The organism is Streptococcus rubneri, from assembly GCF_004785935.1.
Taxonomy (GTDB): domain Bacteria; phylum Bacillota; class Bacilli; order Lactobacillales; family Streptococcaceae; genus Streptococcus; species Streptococcus rubneri.
Genome location: NZ_SRRP01000001.1, coordinates 1,349,798 through 1,365,830, shown reverse-complemented (window position 1 = coordinate 1,365,830; position 16,033 = coordinate 1,349,798). Strand labels below are relative to the sequence as shown.

Below are 16,033 nucleotides of genomic sequence, written 5' to 3'. Positions count from 1 at the left end.
ATGGATAAAGCCAAACGCTACTTGCTTCAAGCAAAAGAATACCTCTCACACTTTAAAAAGGTGGAGAAAAAAGGAGGCCCACAAAAACTAAAAGTCACCAATAAAAAGACCGTCAATATTGCAGTCATAGGAGGAATTGCTTTCCTCCTTTTTGTTGGTCTCTTGGGATCCTTTCGTGCTATTACACTATCAAATAAGGTAGGTACACTACAAGCTCAAGTAGAGGCTACTAAAAAACAAAAGGCACAGCCAATGGAGTCTAGTAGAAAATACGACTATAAACTCCAGTACTACTTGAACGACTATGTCTATGCTTATTTCACCCTTCCACAAGAAGGAGACAAACAACAAGCTCAAGTGGAATACTTAAATAGCTTTTACAACTTCATTCCTGATGTGAAAGCTCAAGGTCAAGTTCGAAATCCTAGTGAACTTCTCTACTCTCAGTTAGTGACTGTAGAAGGAAAAGTTGCGACCTATAAGGTTAAATACAAGGAAAGCATCCATCGGGATAACAACACAGAAGAAAAAGAAATTGTGACAGGTTTCAATATTCCATTTGATGAAAAAGATGGGAAATATTATGTTTCTGGCCTTCCTTGGTTTTCTGCTATAGAATCCTCACAAGCTGGACACTTTAGCGAAGACGATCAGCTTCAATTAACCGCTAACGATCACTTTTCAGATACTCAGCGTAAGAAGGTTGAAAAGTTCCTCAAGGTCTTCTTTACCAACTATACTACTAACCAAGATAACCTTAATCTGATTGCTAAGGATGTGGATATTATAGCCAATACCACCTTCAAAACAATTGATTATACTTACCTTAAAAAAGATGGTCAGAATCTAATCGCATATGTCCAAGCAACCTTTGAGGTTGGAGGAACCACTCACTCAGAAAACTTCACTTTTACCCTCTCAGAAAAAGAAAAGACCTACTATGTCACTAAACTAGAACACACCATTCCACTGAATTATGCAAATAATAAAGAATAGGAGAACTCTATGAATACAGACAATCTACGAACCTTCCTCCAGGGGGATGGAATTTGGATCCTGACAGCCATTGCTGTAACATTAGCTATAAAGGCTTGGCGAAATAGTTCCTGGCTCCAGCTTTTCTACGTCGTTGGTTTCTATGCCGTCATTGTTTCGATGGCTAAAGGACAAGAAATCCTAAAACCAGTCGGCTGGTTCCTGCGTCTTTTTGGAGTTGAAACAGGACTTTAATCATGAAAGAAGAAAGACTTTATGATTACAGTAAGGGCCTAAATGCACCTTATTGGATCCAAGAAATTAAGACAAAAAAGGGCACTCGATTATGGTACTTTGCGACACCTATGCAGTTGTCCTTTTTCATTGTCTTTATCATCGTTTTTGTGGCCATGTTACTCTTTGGAGGGTTTATCTTTGTGCCACTCGCAAAAATCACTCACTCAATTTCTCTCTTGCTCTATTGGTATCTTCCGTACAAATTGGCCAAATTTTATACTGAATACGAGCCTCACGGTAAAAAGATGCACGTCTTTATAGGAGATTACCTGATTTACTTCTGGGATTTTAAGCTAAACAAAAAAGCTATCTACCACGAAGATCGAATAGAGCCTGTAGAAGAAATTGTCTTTGAAAAAACAAATCTATAGAAAAGGAGGACCTATGAGTATTACTTTAACCTATCCTATTAGGGAAACACATGAAAACCTAGCTCTCAAAAAAGATCAAACCGTCGTTGCTTATTATCGTATTCCAAACACTCCTATCACGATTACGGATGATGAAAAAAAGGGCAAACACAAAATCACTGTTGCTCAAATGATGAAGAAGCTCCAGAAAAACAAGTTCTTTGAAATATCTCTGATCCCTAAAGACTATCTTTTAGAGGAGAAAATGCGGGACTTTTCAGATGCTCTAGCAGATGACAGCCGAGAACTAGGAGAAGAACTTCTTCTTTACACGGTGGATCGTCTAACGGATGAAATGGAAATTCCTTATCAGTTTGACTGGGTCGTTGGAGTGACCTTGCGCAAACAAAATCATGGAGCGACCGTCAAAGACTTGGCCTATGAGAGCTTCAATGAGTTCTCAGAAAAAATTGCCAAGGGTCTTGGCTATGAATATGAATTAAGTCCCACTTGGTATGAAGACTATAAAAGTGATGAATTCACTATTTTTCAAGCCTTCTCTGTCCTTCGGGCAAAACGGTTATCTAATGAAGAACTCTTTTATTACCAGCGGATGCAGTACCTTCGCTATATCCCTCACTACAAGAAGGAGGTGCTCGCTAATCGTGCTCAATTCAATATCACAGATACCTTGATCAAAGTCCTAAAAGGTGGCTTTCTTAAGCTAGAAAGCCCTTATGGATCTTCTTTTGTGACTATTCTTCCGGTTGGTAAATTTCCTGTTCAATTCAATGGTTTTCATCTTGGCGAATTTATCCAACGCTTAAACTTTCCCGTAGAGCTACGAATCAAGGCAGAATTTATTGATACTGGTAAAATCAAGGGGCGAATGGGACGCTCGAATACACGTTACAGAAACATCATGGAAGAGGCAGAAAATACTGATACTGTCCAACAAGACGAGATCATCATGGGCTCTATCTCCCTAAAGGACTTAATGAAGAAAGTCGGAAACAAGGAAGATATCATCGAATATGGAGCCTATCTGATTGTCTCTGCTTCTAGTGTGAACCAACTCCGTCAAAGACGGCAAGTGGTTTTGAACTACTTTGATGATATGGGAGTCGAAATTAGTGAAGCCTCTCAAGACGGACCTTATCTCTTTCAAGCTCTGCTTTATGGAGAAAACCTCCAAAAGAAATCTCGCACCTGGACACATATGGTCACAGCTCGTGGCTTTTCAGAACTCATGCCTTTTACCAATACCTCTTCTGGAAACCGTATCGGTTGGTATATCGGCCGAGTAGATAACTGGACAGGCCGTTGGGACAATATTTCTAAAGCTATTGATTCCTCAAAGAACATTGTTCTCTACAATGCGACAGTAGGAAATAAAGAAGATATCGCTGGAAAGATTACCAAGAACCCACACATCATTATTACGGGGGCAACAGGTCAAGGAAAATCCTTCCTTGCTCAGATCATCTTTTTAAGTGTGGCTTTACAGAATGTCAAGACACTTTATATTGACCCTAAACGTGAACTTAGAAATCACTATCAAGAAGTGATCAACTCACCTGAATTTGCACATCTCTATCCTGAACGCAAGAAACAGATTGAGAACTTTAACTTTGTGACACTAGATAGCTCGCTTCCATCAAACCACGGAGTCTTAGATCCTATTGTCGTTCTAGATAAAGAACAAGCTGTAGAGGTCGCAAAGAATATGCTTGAGTTTCTACTACAAGCTGTAGATGATGTCACAATGGACCAGAAAACAGCGATCACAGAAGCTATTAATGCGATTGTAGAAAAACGAGTCGCTGGTGAGAAAGTCGGATTTAAACACGTCCTAAAAGTTCTGAGAGACTCTACTTCCTCTGAAATTGCTTCGGTTGGTCGTTATCTGACCTCAATTGTCACAAACTCTATCTTGGAACTAGCCTTTTCAGATGGGACTACTCGAGGACTTAACTATGAATCACGAGTGACCATCCTTGAGGTCAATAACCTCAAGCTACCAAAAGACGATTCCACAAAGATTTCAGATCACGAACGCAACTCTATTACCCTCATGTTTGCGCTGGGTGCTTTCTGTACTCACTTTGGAGAACGAAATGAAAATGAAGATACTATTGAGTTCTTTGACGAAGCATGGATTCTTATGAAGTCCGCAGAAGGAAAAGCCGTTATCAAAAATATGCGTCGGATTGGACGCTCCAAAAACAATACCTTGGCACTGATTACTCAATCTGTACATGATGCAGAAAATGACGATGATACAACGGGATTTGGGACTATCTTTGCTTTCTATGAAAAGTCTGAACGAGAAGATATCTTAAAACATGTCAATCTCGAAGTCACTGAAAGCAATCTCGAATGGATTGACAATATGATCTCTGGTCAATGCCTATACTATGACGTGTATGGCAATCTCAATATGATTTCCGTACACAACATCTTTGAAGATATTGATATGCTTCTAAAACCAATGAAAGCTACGGTATCATCAAGCCTTGAAAATAAATACGCTAGTTAGGAGGTGAATCCATGCAAGAAGCTTTTGACAAACTAAGGGGAGTTGATATCTTCTCTCTCAAGTCTTACATGGAGCCTACTGGGTTCGCTTCCTTTAACGGGGCTTGGGTTCTGATTAATGAGCTTTTCGTCAACTTCTTCTTTTTCATTCTAAACGCAGTGGTGGGCTTCTTTTCTTTGCTGATTCGGATTCTCGAAAAGATTGATCTCTACTCCAACTACAAGGACTATGTGTTTAATGGAGCAATGAATATTTGGAAAGGATTTATCGGTTCAAGTTCTGGTGGAGTCGCAAAACAATCACTCGTTTCAATGTTGCTTCTGATTCTAGCGTTTTATCTCTTTTATCAGTTTTTCTTTTCTAAGGGAGCTTTTTCAAGAACACTCCTTCATGTCTTTCTAGTTCTCATCCTTGGTTTTGGTTACTTTGGAACAATTGCTGGAACATCAGGTGGTCTGTATCTACTTGATACTATCAACCATGTCTCTCAAGATGTCACTAAAAATATCACGAATATCAAGGTGGAGTATGGAAATAATAAATCCATAAAAATTGGCGATTCCATGGCAGATAGCTATATTGCAGAAACCTCTTATAAAGCTTATGTCTTTGTCAATACAGGACAAGAAAACGGGAAATATAAGAATAGCCAAGATGGGAAACAAGAAACTTTTGACGATAGTAAGGTACTAGGAACAGGCGATAAGAATGGAAACTTTAAATCAGTAAAATCGAAAGATCGGAATAAATATCTTGATGAACTAGGAAATGGAGCCAATGATGATGGTGAAAAGAACCGGTGGGTTTCAGCTATGCCTGACTTCATCTTTACCCGTATGTTTTACGTCATCTTCAAAATCTGTGAAGCCTTCGTATTAGCGATACCGGTTATTTTGATTCAAATGTTAAACGTCATTGCGCAAACACTCGTCCTGATGATGATCCTGCTCTTTCCAATTGTACTTCTAATGTCCTTTGTACCAAGAATGCAAGATTTGATTTTTGGAGTCTTGAAAGTCATGTTTGGCGGGCTACTTTTCCCAGCTATCACAAGTCTATTAACTCTATTAGTCTTCTACATTGAAAAAATGATAGAAAATATCGTCATTACAGGTTTTGATAGTATCCTTAAAACTCTTCCATCCTTGATCATCTTCGGCCTTGTCTTTAAACTACTCATTTCAGTCGTCTCAAAGGGACTCGTATATTTCTTTCTATGGAAATACAAAGCTGAACTGATCCAATTCATTCTTGGATCCAAAGCTCGAATGGTTGCGAATGATATTGGAAACAAAGTTGAAAAAGGGGTCACAAAGACCAGAGAGGTAGCTTCACAAGTACCATCGAGAAGTCTTTCATCTGCTCAACATCTTGGGAATTTTGCCTTAGCAGGTGCTGGTTTCGGAGCCGGAATGGTGATGAATGCCAAAAGTCACTTCCAAAATGTCGGATCTTTCTTTACCAATAAGGGATCAGAGCACCAACCTGATGAAGTGCTCCCAGCAGAAACACTTGAGACTCCGATAAGTCCAGATGCTCCAGAACCAAGCATTCCGAAAACAAAGCAAACGCTAGAAGGGATTAAACCAGTTGAAGAAAAAATACCACCAACTCCTTCAATGGAATCTGCAATCACAGTAGAGCCAACACCAAGTTCAAACGAGGAATTTCAAACTCTTAAAGAAGAGTGGATTTCTCCATTTAAACAGCTCCGCATTAATAGTATTGAGCACAAATTAGAGGAATATAAAGATCCTCAAGCCATGTACAAAGCCCAAGGATCCAATGCCTTCACTCGTGCTTATAGGAAAACCATGACACGAGATGATAAATTGAGAACCAATATTGAACGAAGAGACCGATTAACAGAACGCTTAAGACAACTTAGAGGAGAATGATATGAATACCAAGATACGCTCAAGAACTGCTTTTCCAAGAGTTCTTGAAGAAACTCTTTATCAAGCCTACCAAGAAGGAAAACGCTCAGTCGATTTCCTTCTTTTGTTTCCAGTATCAGAACAAGAAAGAGACAAAATCATCTTACAGGCTAAGTCCTATTCAGTCGTTTTAGATGCAAAATGGCGTTTTGGGACTGTTCTGTTCACTGCTTATATAAGACATTAACTAGAAAGGAGATTCGATGAAAAAACTAAAATGGTTTCTATTAGCCGGTCTCATTCCTCTCTTTCTACCGGTCCTCATCATCATTATCCTTATGGGGGCTGTCGGAGGTGGTGGAACGAATGGCTCACCTCAATCCCAAAATGGAGTGACTTATGCGGATCACTGGTCAGATGGTGATCCCTATACTCACAACCTACTGGTTCATCGCTTCGGTATTACAGCAGAGCAATTAGACGGCTTTTTAGATACGTTAGGAATCTCCTATGATAAGAACCGAATTAATGGGAAAAAGCTCCTCGAATGGGAAGCTAAATCAAATCTTGATGTTCGTGGAATCGTTGCGATCGCACTGAATGAAAGCTCCCTTGGAACTGCTGGGGTAGCCACTAATCCTGGAGCCAATATGTTTGGTTTTGGGGCCTATGATTCCAATCCAGAATATGCCAATAACTTTAATGATGAGGTTGCTGTTGTTGGACTAACCCAGCAAACCATCATTGGGAATAAAAACCAAACCTTTAAAATACAAGATGATAAAGCTAAAAAGCTTGCGAATGGAACACTTAATCCAGCAACTGATGGTGGAGTCTATTTCACAGATACCACAGGATCAGGGAAAAGACGTGCCGAAACCATGCAAAAACTGGATGCCTTCATTGATGAACATGGAGGAACACCAAAAGCTCCTGAACAAACTACAGGAAAAACTAGAGATGGTGGAGGAGTCACTTCAAATGATATACCAGCAGGTTACAGTCTGACAACAGCTATTGATACCACAGAATATATCACTAGTACTTATCCTTGGGGACAATGTACTTGGTATGTCTTCAACCGTGGAAAACAAGTCGGAGTCAACTTTGATCCATTTATGGGAAATGGTGGTCAATGGATGAATAAACCAGGATTCACAACAACTCATACACCGACTGAGCATTCTGCTCTATCATTTAGCCCTGGACAAGCTGGAGCCGATCCAATATACGGACATATTTCATTTGTGGAACAAGTTAAATCAGACGGCTCAATTCTCGTCTCAGAATATAATGTTAAAGGATTGGGGATTATTAGTTACCGCACGTTTGATGCAGAAACTGCCAAACAATTTACCTATGTAATAGGACATTAGAAAGGAATAGATATAGATGATTCAAGTTGTAGATAAAAATGATTTAATGGAATTGATTGGATATTCTGAAACACAAGCTAGTAAATTAATACGAAAAGCTAAGAGCCAGCTTGTACAAGAAGGATTTGAATGGTATAAGAACAAACGCATTGGACGTGTACCAATTATCACAGTTGAATCCATTCTTGGTTTTCAAATACAATTAAAAAATGATATAATTGAGGGGAACCTTCAAAACGCTGTCATGACTGAAGGAGAGAAATAGCATGGCGGTAATTAAACAGGATGATGGACTGTGGCTAGTTGATATTAGTGATGGTAAAAGTTCCTTAACTGGCAAACGTACACGACATCGTAAATCTAATTTTTTAACAAAAAAAGAAGCAGAGGAATATGCGGCTTATTACCGTATCCATAAGTTAAATCAGATTCAGAATACAAAAAAACTTACCATTTCCTCTCTTTATGTAATGTTAAAAGAAGAAGATGAGCTTCGTGGAAATAAAAAAGGTACAGTAGATACCCAGAACTCATACTATACCCAATATGTATCGCGATTCTTTGAATACGCTGATATGTCTTCAGTTACCATTCAAGATGTAAAAAAATATCGAGATTGGCTAATTGAACAGCCAAGTGTAAAAGGTGGGACACTTACACCAATGCATATTAACCAACAAATGATTTTTGTTCATAAGTTGTTTGATATTGCTATTTCGAAAGGATATAGACAGGATAATCCATGTGATGCCATTCGGAAACTTCCAGAAAAGCATAAAGAAATGTCTTATTATACTCCTGAACAATTCAAGGAGTTTGAATCTTATTTTGAAGAAAGTGAGTATCCTTTTAAACTTCTGTATCGTGTACTTATGTTTACGGGAATTCGTATGGGGGAGGCACTTGCCTTAACTTGGAGAGATGTTTTTCTTGACGAGGGATATATTAAGATCCGTAAGTCAGCCTATTATCGCAATGGGAAAATACATATTGGATCTGTAAAGACGACTCAATCAAATAGAGAAATCTATATCCATAAAGCTTTTGTGGATGAGTTGAAAACCTGGAAGTCAGTACAAAGTCAGAGACTGTCTAAGCTAACTGATTCAACAGATGATTTGCAGATTTTCCAATTTTCAGGGGAGCCTATGACTGCTCCGAATGTCTCTAACTTTAGAGCAGCATTCAAGAAACGATTGCCAGAAGACTTCAAATTGATTCGAAACCATGATTTTAGGCATTCACATGTAGCCTTTTTGATAAATCAGGGATTGAGGAGAGGAGAAGGAAAGGATTATATCTTTTTCACTCTGATGAAACGACTAGGACATAGTTCTATCAATACAACAATAAATATCTACTCACATTTGTTCCCATCACAACAAAAAGAAGTCGCTAACGCATTTGACGATTTTTAAAAAAATGGGCAGAAGTGGGCAGTAAAAATTAAGCAACAGGGTCTAAACCCTTGATACGAAAGGAATCTAGAAAATCTTATGATGAATATGCAAAATATGATGAAGCAAGCGCAAAAGCTTCAGAAACAAATGGAACAAAGCCAAGCAGAGTTAGCTGCGACTCAATTTGTCGGAAAATCTGCTCAAGACTTGGTAGTTGCAACTCTTACAGGTGACAAGAAGGTGGTATCCATCGAATTTAACCCAGCAGTTGTGGATCCAGAAGATACAGAAACTCTTTCTGATATGACGGTTCAAGCCATCAATGCGGCGATTGAAGAGATTGATGCAGCAACGAAGAAAAAATTGGGTGCTTTTGCTGGTAAATTACCATTCTAAGCATACAGAAAGAACCTCTATCATTTGATAGAGGTTTTTTAGTCGTTAAAATAATTAGAGAGGTCCAATCCACCAAAAGGAGAGGTAGAAAAGGATTCTTGTTCCTTTAGGAGGTTCCGTGCCCGATCTGATTCGAGAAAGGCTTCATAAACGAGGGCGGTCATTCGTGCATCTTCTAGACTATCGTGCGATTTTCCAGCCACTCCTAAAAACTGAGCAACTGTATGAAGCTGCAAGTTTTTAATCCCATGGAGGTCAGACGGGCGTCGTTTAGAAGCTTCCTCAAAGACATCAACAGCATATTGATCCGTGAACTCTAGCCCATTTTCCGCTAGGATAGGGAGGTCACTCTTGATGGCATTGTATCCAATGAGGGGGATGTCTGCGACAAAATCTTGAAATTCCTCTAGGACTTGCTCAAGAGGGGGGGCTTGGAGGATTTTATCAGATGTAATCCCGGTGAGGCCATTGATAAAGCTTTTTAGTGGTTTATCCGTATAGGCATAGGAATCATAGTGGGTAACTTCTTGTCCATTTGTAAAGCGGACAGCAGAAACTTGAATGATGTGGTACTTTCCTTCGAATTGATTGAATTCTAAATCGAAGGCGACATAGTGGTTTAATTCTTTCAAGGGAACTCCTTTATTGAATGATGGGGATGGGGGTCTGGTGATTATGGAGAGGAAGAGCATAGAAAAAACTGACCGAGGTCAGTTTTTTAGCGTCCGAAGACACGTCTCCAGAAGCCTTTACTCTCTTGTTCTTGAACCTTTTCTTTGGCTTGATCTAATTCCAATTTCAAGGTTTCACGGTCATTCATGGCTTGAAGGGTTAATTGTTGTTGCTGGTCTAGTTGTTTATCTTTTTCAGCAATTTGAACATCTTTGACCCGAAGTTGTTCATCCTTCTTAGCTAGTTGCTCATCTTTTGCTTTTAGTTGTTCATACAACCGAACAATTTCAGCATTCTTTTCATCCACTAACATTTCCATAAGTTCGCGCTGTTTGACATCATCACTAACAGGCTCATCTTCAAAGATGGTTTTTTTGTAGATTTCTTCTAACTTGATCAAGCCACTACGGGTTACGACGGTAACACCTTTATCATTTTTTTCTGTATCTTCAGGATCTAGGGCCTTGACACGGTTGTTGACCGCTTGGCGACTAACTCCTAGAATTTCAGCAATTTCGCTGACTGTTTTTTCGATAGCCATAATATCCTCTAAACTCTTTTTCTATGAAATACTCTCTTAGATATTATCATAAGTAGGCAAGGCTGTCAAATGAAGCAAGGGAAGGGACGACTGGGGAAAAGGCTGGATTTCCTTACTCCATTTCAGGAAGGGTCAGGCTAGAGTTGGCCAGGTCAATGGTGAGTTGGTAGTCCGTCTGGTCGCGGACGGTGATCTCGAAATCGGTTGTATAAAGGACAAGACGAAGAGTAGTCCCTTTTTCCAGCTTGTAGATGGTTGGTTGGAGTTCAAAGTCGAATTCCATCCATTCCCCTGGGGTTACAGGTTCGACTTGTAAAAGATCATGACGGTTTTGAAGGTTGAGATACCCCTTTGTAATTACTCGTTGGCCGGCTTCCTTGAAGGGCAACTCGGTCAAGTTGTCCAGCATATGGTAACGACCGTTATCAAGGGTACGGACGGATAGGACGGCTGGATAAGGCTGGAGGTACTTCTTGCTTCCTAGCTCCATCAGTTGGGCTGAGAGCAAGCCCTTGTCAGTGCTAGATTGGAGCCGTAGGTGAAGGCGAGCTTTTCCGTTGAGGTGTAGGTCTTTTTCTATCGGAAGATCGATGGTCACTTGCTGGGCCTTATCTTGGTAAAGATCAGTTAAGAAGGTTGGATAGGCCTTGCCATAGCGCTCATAGTCTTCTGTAGCATAGCGGTTTTGGATAACTTTTTCACTGTCACCAAGAGAGAAGGTCAGCTGAGCTGTTTGGTTGCCAAAATCTTCTAAGCTAGTCCAGCGTTGCTCTCCTGTATTGTCCTGCCAGATGACAGTTGGCAATTCATAGTTTGAATCATAGCCTAGTAACTTTTTAGAGAGGAGGGCGTTCATGCTTTCACGGAAGTCAATGGACTGCCAGTTGTTGAGATAGACATGGGCTCCATTGTGGTAGAAGAGGTGTTTCTTGATGTTGGCTGGAAGGGCTTGGAACATTTGGTAAACATGGAGGGGCTTCACGTTCCAGTCTTGGGAACCATGAGTGAAGATCACCTCTGCCTTGACTTTGTCTGCCTGAAGGAGATAGTTGCGGTCGTGCCAGAATTGGTTGTAGTCACCTGTTTTGCGATCCAATTGCTTCTTAACCTCTTCCAAATCAGCGACATGGGCTGCATGGTGGCGGAGATAGTCTCCAGCCCGAAGGGCACGTGAATAAGTCAACTCAGCAAGCGAATCAAAATCCTCTCCAGGATAGCCGCCAGGACTCGTCACGAGTCCGTTTTCCCGATAGTAGTTGTACCAAGAAGAGATACCGGCTTCTGCGATGATAACTTCTAGGCCATCGACACCGGTGGTAGCCAGTCCATTGGACATGGTCCCTAGGTAGGACAAGCCCGTCGTAGCAACTTTGCCATTAGACCAATTGGCCTTGACTTGACGCTGGCGACTGTGGTCTGTGAAGGCACGACAGCGTCCGTTGAGCCAGTCGATGACATTTTTGTAGGCTTCGATTTGGCGGTAATCCCCGTTGGTCATCAAGCCTTGAGAGTCCTTTGTTCCAAGACCGGAAACGTAGAGATTGGCAAAGCCACGAGCGAGCAGGTAGTCATTGAGAGTATAACTGCTGTTGATATGAGTGAGGGTTTCTTCAGCCTCAGAGACCAGTTGGGCTTCTCCAACGGGATCAACAAGCTCGAGTGTAGGTTGGCTGACTTGGATGGTCCCTGCTTCTTTTTTCTCCAGGTCCACATTCATATTATAGAGTGCCTTGTCACTAGCCTTGTCATTGGTTCCTTGGTGATAAGGGCTGGCAGTCATGACGGCTGGGATTTTTCCTTCATAGCGAGGGCGAATAATATTGACCTTGACCAAATCTAGAAGGCCATCTTGGTCGCTATCAATCCGACTTTCCACATAGACCACCTCACGAATCACATTATGGCAGTTAAAGGTAGCTAGACTTTTTCCGTTGAAAAAGTGGTAGCGATTGTCTTCAGGAATCAAGCCATCGCTGACCAACTGCTCAATTAGTAAATTCCCTTTGACTGTTCGAGTATTGAGGAGGTGGTAGAGGTTTTCGACCAAGTTTCCATACTCAATCGGAAATTGGACTTCTTTCAAGAAACTGTCCGTATCTTCAAAGTCAATAAAATAGCGGAAACCGAGCAACTGGAGAGCTACTGTGTAAAAAATCTCCGGCGACCATTCACGGTCTGATTGGAAATAGCTCAGGAGATCTGTTTCAGCATCCGCCACTAGGTTAGAGATGGGATAATCTGTATTTTTGTAGGTGAAATAAACCTTGCGAACAAACCATTCAAACAGTTCTTTTTCCGAGAGGTGAGTAGGAAGGTCAAAGCCAATTTCTTTTAATTCTTTTTGAATACCTTCTTGGTCAAAAGCCAAGTAACTAAATTGATTGTATTTCATAGGATGCTCCTTTTATCAGCTTCACTGTTTCTTTACTTCTTATATTATACTTGATATAATAGTATTTGTCTAAAGACCTTTGATCTCTGAAGGAGGGTGTCATGGTGAGAAAATTATCTGTTGAAGAAGTTGCAAGAAGACGGACTTTATTGTTTGGGGTTCTTGCCGTCATTTTTGGGATCCTCATTTTTCGAAACGGTGTTGGTTTCACAAAATTTTCCTTGGATCTATTAGCCATTTACTTTTTAGTTGATGGACTAGGAAGCTTTCTTCTTCGCTTTTTGTTACGTAGCAAGTCTATTTCCTATAGCCACTCTATTTGGTTTATTTTTCTTTCACTTGCGTTGATCTGGTTGAATCGACTGAGTAGTCTGCCCGTAAACTTAGTTGTGATTTGTTTAGGGGCATATCAGTTGGGGAGTGCCATTGTCTATGGGATCACATTTTGGCTTTATAAGGCCAATCGGGTAAAAGGAGGCTGGCTCTATTTATGGGATGCGCTTTTAAACGGTGGGATTGGTCTAGCAACTGTCTTGGAACCTGGTTCAGATGGGCACTTCCAATTTATCCTCTTGGGGGCTTATCTGGTCTTGTTGGGGATTTCTAATATTCGAGATGGTATTTTATTTGACAAAGACCAACAAGGCCAAGAGTTAAAACGTCGCTTTCGTATTAGCCTACCGGTTATCTTTGCAGCCTTTATCCCTGCTAAGGAGTTAAAACGGTTTAACCAGTTTCTTCAAAAAGGGAGCTCGGCGGGACACACAGGCCCTTATCGATTGGTGAAAAAAGAAGAAGAGGCAAGGGAATTAGAAATTTTGGTTCATACTTCTGACAGCAACTTATTTGGAGCGATTGGGCATGTAGATATTTGTTATCAGGGGAAGGTCATTTCTTACGGAAGTTACGATCCCTTTTCAGAGCGTCTATTTGGGACGATTGGGGATGGCGTACTGTTTAAAGTGGATAAGGAACCATACATCGAACTATGTAAAAAAGAGAGTCAAAAGACGCTGTTTGGCTACAGCCTATCCCTTACCGAAGAAGAGAATCAGGCAGTAGAGAAGCGTCTGGCTGAAATTGAGCAGTTGTTAGAACCTTGGGATCCACCTAGTAGGTTACTGGAAGACGGTCAGCCGACCTACGCTTACAAATTGAAATATGATTTAGGGGCTGAGCTATATAAATTTACTTCTTCGCGTTTTAAATCTTACTTTGTTCTGTCTACGAATTGCTGCCTGTTAGCAGATTCCATTGTGGGACAGGCGGGAACGGCTGTATTAGATGTGCGTGGAGTGATTGCACCAGGGACCTATCAGGATTACTTAGAATACGAATTTGAAGCTCCAAACGGGCGGGTCCATACACGAACAGTATATTAAGTAAAGAAAGACAGATTCAAAATTTTGAGAAATCTGTCTTTTTTGCACAAGATTTCTTGTAAAAAAAAAGAAAATCTTTTAAAATATAAAAGACTTGGAGGAATTATGTGCATAAATAAGATTAGTAGTATTTCACCCGTATTAAAAACAAACAATCGAAATGTCAATCAAGAATTTTTTGAAAAGGTCTTAGGAATGAAAACCCTGTTGGAAGATGGGGCTTTATTATCCCTTGGAGACCTATCGAAGACAGACCGCCTCTATTTAGAGGAATCCCCTAGTATGAGAACCCGCAAGGTGGAGGGGCCAAAACGCCTGGCTTGCTTAAAGATTCGCGTGACCAACCCTCAAGAAATTGAGTGGCTTCTGGCTCGGGGGCATCAAGTTGATCGCCTCTTCAAAGGAAAAAATGGCTATGCCTTTGAAGCCCTTTCGCCAGAAGGAGATCGTATCTTGCTCCATGCGGAAGAGCAAGTGGACAGTTTAACTGAAATTGAGGAAGTTCCAGATTTTCAAGCGAATGAAGAGTTTACAACCTTGACGGAGTTTTTCGTAGAAAAGATAGTTCTTCGTGTACCTAATGTAGAGACTTCTACAGCTTTCTATCAACAACTACCTGGCTTAGAAGAGTATTTAGACTTAGAAGCATCAGATGGTCCGGACCTCACACTAGCAAATGGACAGACTTGGGACCTTTGTCAGGTCAAGGTCATTCTAGAGCCATTTGTAGCAAGTGAAGTGGCCTCCTGCTTTGGAGATCAGGTGACTTTTGTACCAAAAAGGCAACAATTTGTCTTAGTTGAGGATCCAAGCAAGATTGAATGGTGGTTCGAAGCTTAAGCAAGTCTTTGGCTGATTGAAATGAGTGAAGAAAAATGGAAAAAATCATCCAAAAAATTCAAGAGCAAATAGGAGCAGGCATCTACCCAGGTGCCTCTCTTGCGCTCTATCAGAAGGGAAGCTGGCAGGAGTATTACTTGGGACTGGCTGATCCAGCCAAGCAAGAGCCAGTTATTGCTGGCTTGACCTATGATTTGGCCAGTGTGAGTAAGGTCGTCGGAGTTGGAACGGTTCTTGCTTTTCTGGTCCAACAAGGGCAAATTGATATCGATCGTCCCTTAGCTTCTTACTATCCGGATATGGAGCAGACAGAGGTGACCATCCGTCAGCTCTTGACCCATACTTCTGGGCTGGATCCTTTCATCCCCGGACGAGATGACTTGGATGCTGAGGGCTTAAAAGAAGCCCTGCACCGTTTGAAGCTCAAGGACAATCGCCAGTTCCACTATACAGATGTCAATTTTCTTTTGTTGGGCTTTCTTCTGGAGAAGTGGTATGGTCAGGATTTGGCCCAGATTTTTCAGGAGCAAGTCTTTGCACCTTGGCAAATGAAGGAGACTACTTTTGGCCCGGTTTCTCAAGCGGTGCCAACCCTTCGTGGCGTTCCAGCTGGTGTCGTCCATGATCCGAAAGCGCGTGTACTGGGAGTCCATGCCGGAAGTGCAGGTCTGTTTTCAACCATTAAAGATATGAAAATATTCTTGGAGCACTACTTACAGGATCCTTTTTCAGAAATCCTCTCCCAGAACTATGCCTTAGAGGAAGGGAAGACGCGCTCTCTGGCCTGGAACCTGGAAGGAGACTGGCTGGACCATACAGGTTATACAGGAACCTTCCTTCTCTATAACCGCAAGCTCCAATTGGCAGCTATTTTCCTATCCAATCGGACCTATGAAAAAGATGAGCGGTCCCAATGGATCCTAGATCGGAATCAACTCATGGAGCTCATCAAAAGAGAAATGGAAGGGACCGGCAAAAATCCTTCCTAAGACGGAG

General features: G+C 41.1%; 16 protein-coding genes. 13 read left to right on the top strand and 3 right to left on the bottom strand.

Annotated features, from left to right (window positions below):
* The 10 genes from E5S68_RS06800 to E5S68_RS06755 all read left to right on the top strand — a co-directional run bounded on the left by E5S68_RS06800 (position 1) and on the right by E5S68_RS06755 (position 9,210).
* Entirely contained in the window at positions 1-996 is a 996-nt protein-coding gene (locus E5S68_RS06800; RefSeq protein WP_135782868.1) for a conjugal transfer protein, read from the top strand.
* Positions 997-1,005: 9 nt separating this feature from the next.
* Positions 1,006-1,230, top strand: a complete 225-nt coding sequence (locus tag E5S68_RS06795; RefSeq protein WP_135782867.1) for a TcpD family membrane protein — start codon at positions 1,006-1,008, stop codon at positions 1,228-1,230.
* 2 nt (positions 1,231-1,232) lie between these two features.
* A complete protein-coding gene (locus tag E5S68_RS06790; protein ID WP_135782866.1) occupies positions 1,233-1,643 on the top strand; it encodes a conjugal transfer protein in 411 nt (136 codons plus the stop codon).
* 13 nt (positions 1,644-1,656) lie between these two features.
* Positions 1,657-4,161, top strand: a complete 2,505-nt coding sequence (locus E5S68_RS06785) for an ATP-binding protein (RefSeq protein WP_135782865.1) — start codon at positions 1,657-1,659, stop codon at positions 4,159-4,161.
* Between the two features lie 11 nt (positions 4,162-4,172).
* Positions 4,173-6,059, top strand: a complete 1,887-nt coding sequence (locus E5S68_RS06780; RefSeq protein WP_135782864.1) for a phage tail family protein — start codon at positions 4,173-4,175, stop codon at positions 6,057-6,059.
* A 1-nt stretch (position 6,060) separates the two neighbouring features.
* Positions 6,061-6,285 (top strand): hypothetical protein, encoded by a 225-nt coding sequence (locus E5S68_RS06775; RefSeq protein WP_001092961.1) that lies wholly within the window; start codon positions 6,061-6,063, stop codon positions 6,283-6,285.
* A 16-nt stretch (positions 6,286-6,301) separates the two neighbouring features.
* Positions 6,302-7,414, top strand: coding sequence for a CHAP domain-containing protein (locus E5S68_RS06770; protein ID WP_135782863.1), 1,113 nt, complete (start codon positions 6,302-6,304; stop codon positions 7,412-7,414).
* Between the two features lie 16 nt (positions 7,415-7,430).
* The gene (locus E5S68_RS06765) at positions 7,431-7,679 is read left to right on the top strand and encodes a DUF3173 family protein (RefSeq protein WP_049486003.1); all 249 of its coding nucleotides are present in this window, start codon (positions 7,431-7,433) and stop codon (positions 7,677-7,679) included.
* A gap of 1 nt (position 7,680) precedes the next feature.
* Entirely contained in the window at positions 7,681-8,832 is a 1,152-nt protein-coding gene (locus tag E5S68_RS06760; protein ID WP_049486002.1) for a site-specific integrase, read from the top strand.
* 78 nt (positions 8,833-8,910) lie between these two features.
* Entirely contained in the window at positions 8,911-9,210 is a 300-nt protein-coding gene (locus tag E5S68_RS06755; RefSeq protein WP_135782862.1) for a YbaB/EbfC family nucleoid-associated protein, read from the top strand.
* Positions 9,211-9,248: 38 nt separating this feature from the next.
* Here E5S68_RS06755 and E5S68_RS06750 read toward each other — a convergent pair whose 3' ends face one another.
* The 3 genes from E5S68_RS06750 to E5S68_RS06740 form a co-directional block, all read right to left on the bottom strand.
* On the bottom strand, positions 9,249-9,842 hold the full coding sequence (locus tag E5S68_RS06750) for a 3'-5' exonuclease (RefSeq protein ID WP_135782861.1): 594 nt from the start codon (positions 9,840-9,842) through the stop codon (positions 9,249-9,251).
* Positions 9,843-9,928: 86 nt separating this feature from the next.
* Positions 9,929-10,423 (bottom strand): DUF536 domain-containing protein, encoded by a 495-nt coding sequence (locus tag E5S68_RS06745; protein WP_135782860.1) that lies wholly within the window; start codon positions 10,421-10,423, stop codon positions 9,929-9,931.
* 112 nt (positions 10,424-10,535) lie between these two features.
* Positions 10,536-12,815, bottom strand: a complete 2,280-nt coding sequence (locus E5S68_RS06740) for a Xaa-Pro dipeptidyl-peptidase (protein ID WP_135782859.1) — start codon at positions 12,813-12,815, stop codon at positions 10,536-10,538.
* Between the two features lie 101 nt (positions 12,816-12,916).
* On the opposite strand from E5S68_RS06740, the gene E5S68_RS06735 reads away from it, so the two are divergent.
* The 3 genes from E5S68_RS06735 to E5S68_RS06725 all read left to right on the top strand — a co-directional run bounded on the left by E5S68_RS06735 (position 12,917) and on the right by E5S68_RS06725 (position 16,026).
* Positions 12,917-14,197 carry a DUF308 domain-containing protein gene (locus tag E5S68_RS06735; RefSeq protein ID WP_135782858.1) on the top strand — a complete coding sequence of 427 codons (1,281 nt, stop codon included), beginning with the start codon at positions 12,917-12,919 and terminating at the stop codon, positions 14,195-14,197.
* 105 nt (positions 14,198-14,302) lie between these two features.
* Positions 14,303-15,037 (top strand): CppA N-terminal domain-containing protein, encoded by a 735-nt coding sequence (locus E5S68_RS06730; protein ID WP_135782857.1) that lies wholly within the window; start codon positions 14,303-14,305, stop codon positions 15,035-15,037.
* 35 nt (positions 15,038-15,072) lie between these two features.
* On the top strand, positions 15,073-16,026 hold the full coding sequence (locus tag E5S68_RS06725) for a serine hydrolase domain-containing protein (RefSeq protein ID WP_135782856.1): 954 nt from the start codon (positions 15,073-15,075) through the stop codon (positions 16,024-16,026).
* The last annotated feature ends 7 nt before the right edge of the window (positions 16,027-16,033 follow it).

Bases quoted from the DNA above. Each gene is read 5' to 3' on its own strand.
- E5S68_RS06785 (WP_135782865.1), top strand. From the start codon at position 1,657: ATGAGTATTACTTTAACCTATCCTATTAGGGAAACACATGAAAACCTA.
- E5S68_RS06760 (WP_049486002.1), top strand. From the start codon at position 7,681: ATGGCGGTAATTAAACAGGATGATGGACTGTGGCTAGTTGATATTAGT.
- E5S68_RS06800 (WP_135782868.1), top strand. From the start codon at position 1: ATGGATAAAGCCAAACGCTACTTGCTTCAAGCAAAAGAATACCTCTCA.
- E5S68_RS06795 (WP_135782867.1), top strand. From the start codon at position 1,006: ATGAATACAGACAATCTACGAACCTTCCTCCAGGGGGATGGAATTTGG.
- E5S68_RS06730 (WP_135782857.1), top strand. From the start codon at position 14,303: ATGTGCATAAATAAGATTAGTAGTATTTCACCCGTATTAAAAACAAAC.
- E5S68_RS06740 (WP_135782859.1), bottom strand. From the start codon at position 12,815: ATGAAATACAATCAATTTAGTTACTTGGCTTTTGACCAAGAAGGTATT.
- E5S68_RS06735 (WP_135782858.1), top strand. From the start codon at position 12,917: ATGGTGAGAAAATTATCTGTTGAAGAAGTTGCAAGAAGACGGACTTTA.
- E5S68_RS06725 (WP_135782856.1), top strand. From the start codon at position 15,073: ATGGAAAAAATCATCCAAAAAATTCAAGAGCAAATAGGAGCAGGCATC.
- E5S68_RS06790 (WP_135782866.1), top strand. From the start codon at position 1,233: ATGAAAGAAGAAAGACTTTATGATTACAGTAAGGGCCTAAATGCACCT.
- E5S68_RS06745 (WP_135782860.1), bottom strand. From the start codon at position 10,423: ATGGCTATCGAAAAAACAGTCAGCGAAATTGCTGAAATTCTAGGAGTT.
- E5S68_RS06765 (WP_049486003.1), top strand. From the start codon at position 7,431: ATGATTCAAGTTGTAGATAAAAATGATTTAATGGAATTGATTGGATAT.
- E5S68_RS06770 (WP_135782863.1), top strand. From the start codon at position 6,302: ATGAAAAAACTAAAATGGTTTCTATTAGCCGGTCTCATTCCTCTCTTT.
- E5S68_RS06780 (WP_135782864.1), top strand. From the start codon at position 4,173: ATGCAAGAAGCTTTTGACAAACTAAGGGGAGTTGATATCTTCTCTCTC.
- E5S68_RS06755 (WP_135782862.1), top strand. From the start codon at position 8,911: ATGATGAATATGCAAAATATGATGAAGCAAGCGCAAAAGCTTCAGAAA.
- E5S68_RS06775 (WP_001092961.1), top strand. From the start codon at position 6,061: ATGAATACCAAGATACGCTCAAGAACTGCTTTTCCAAGAGTTCTTGAA.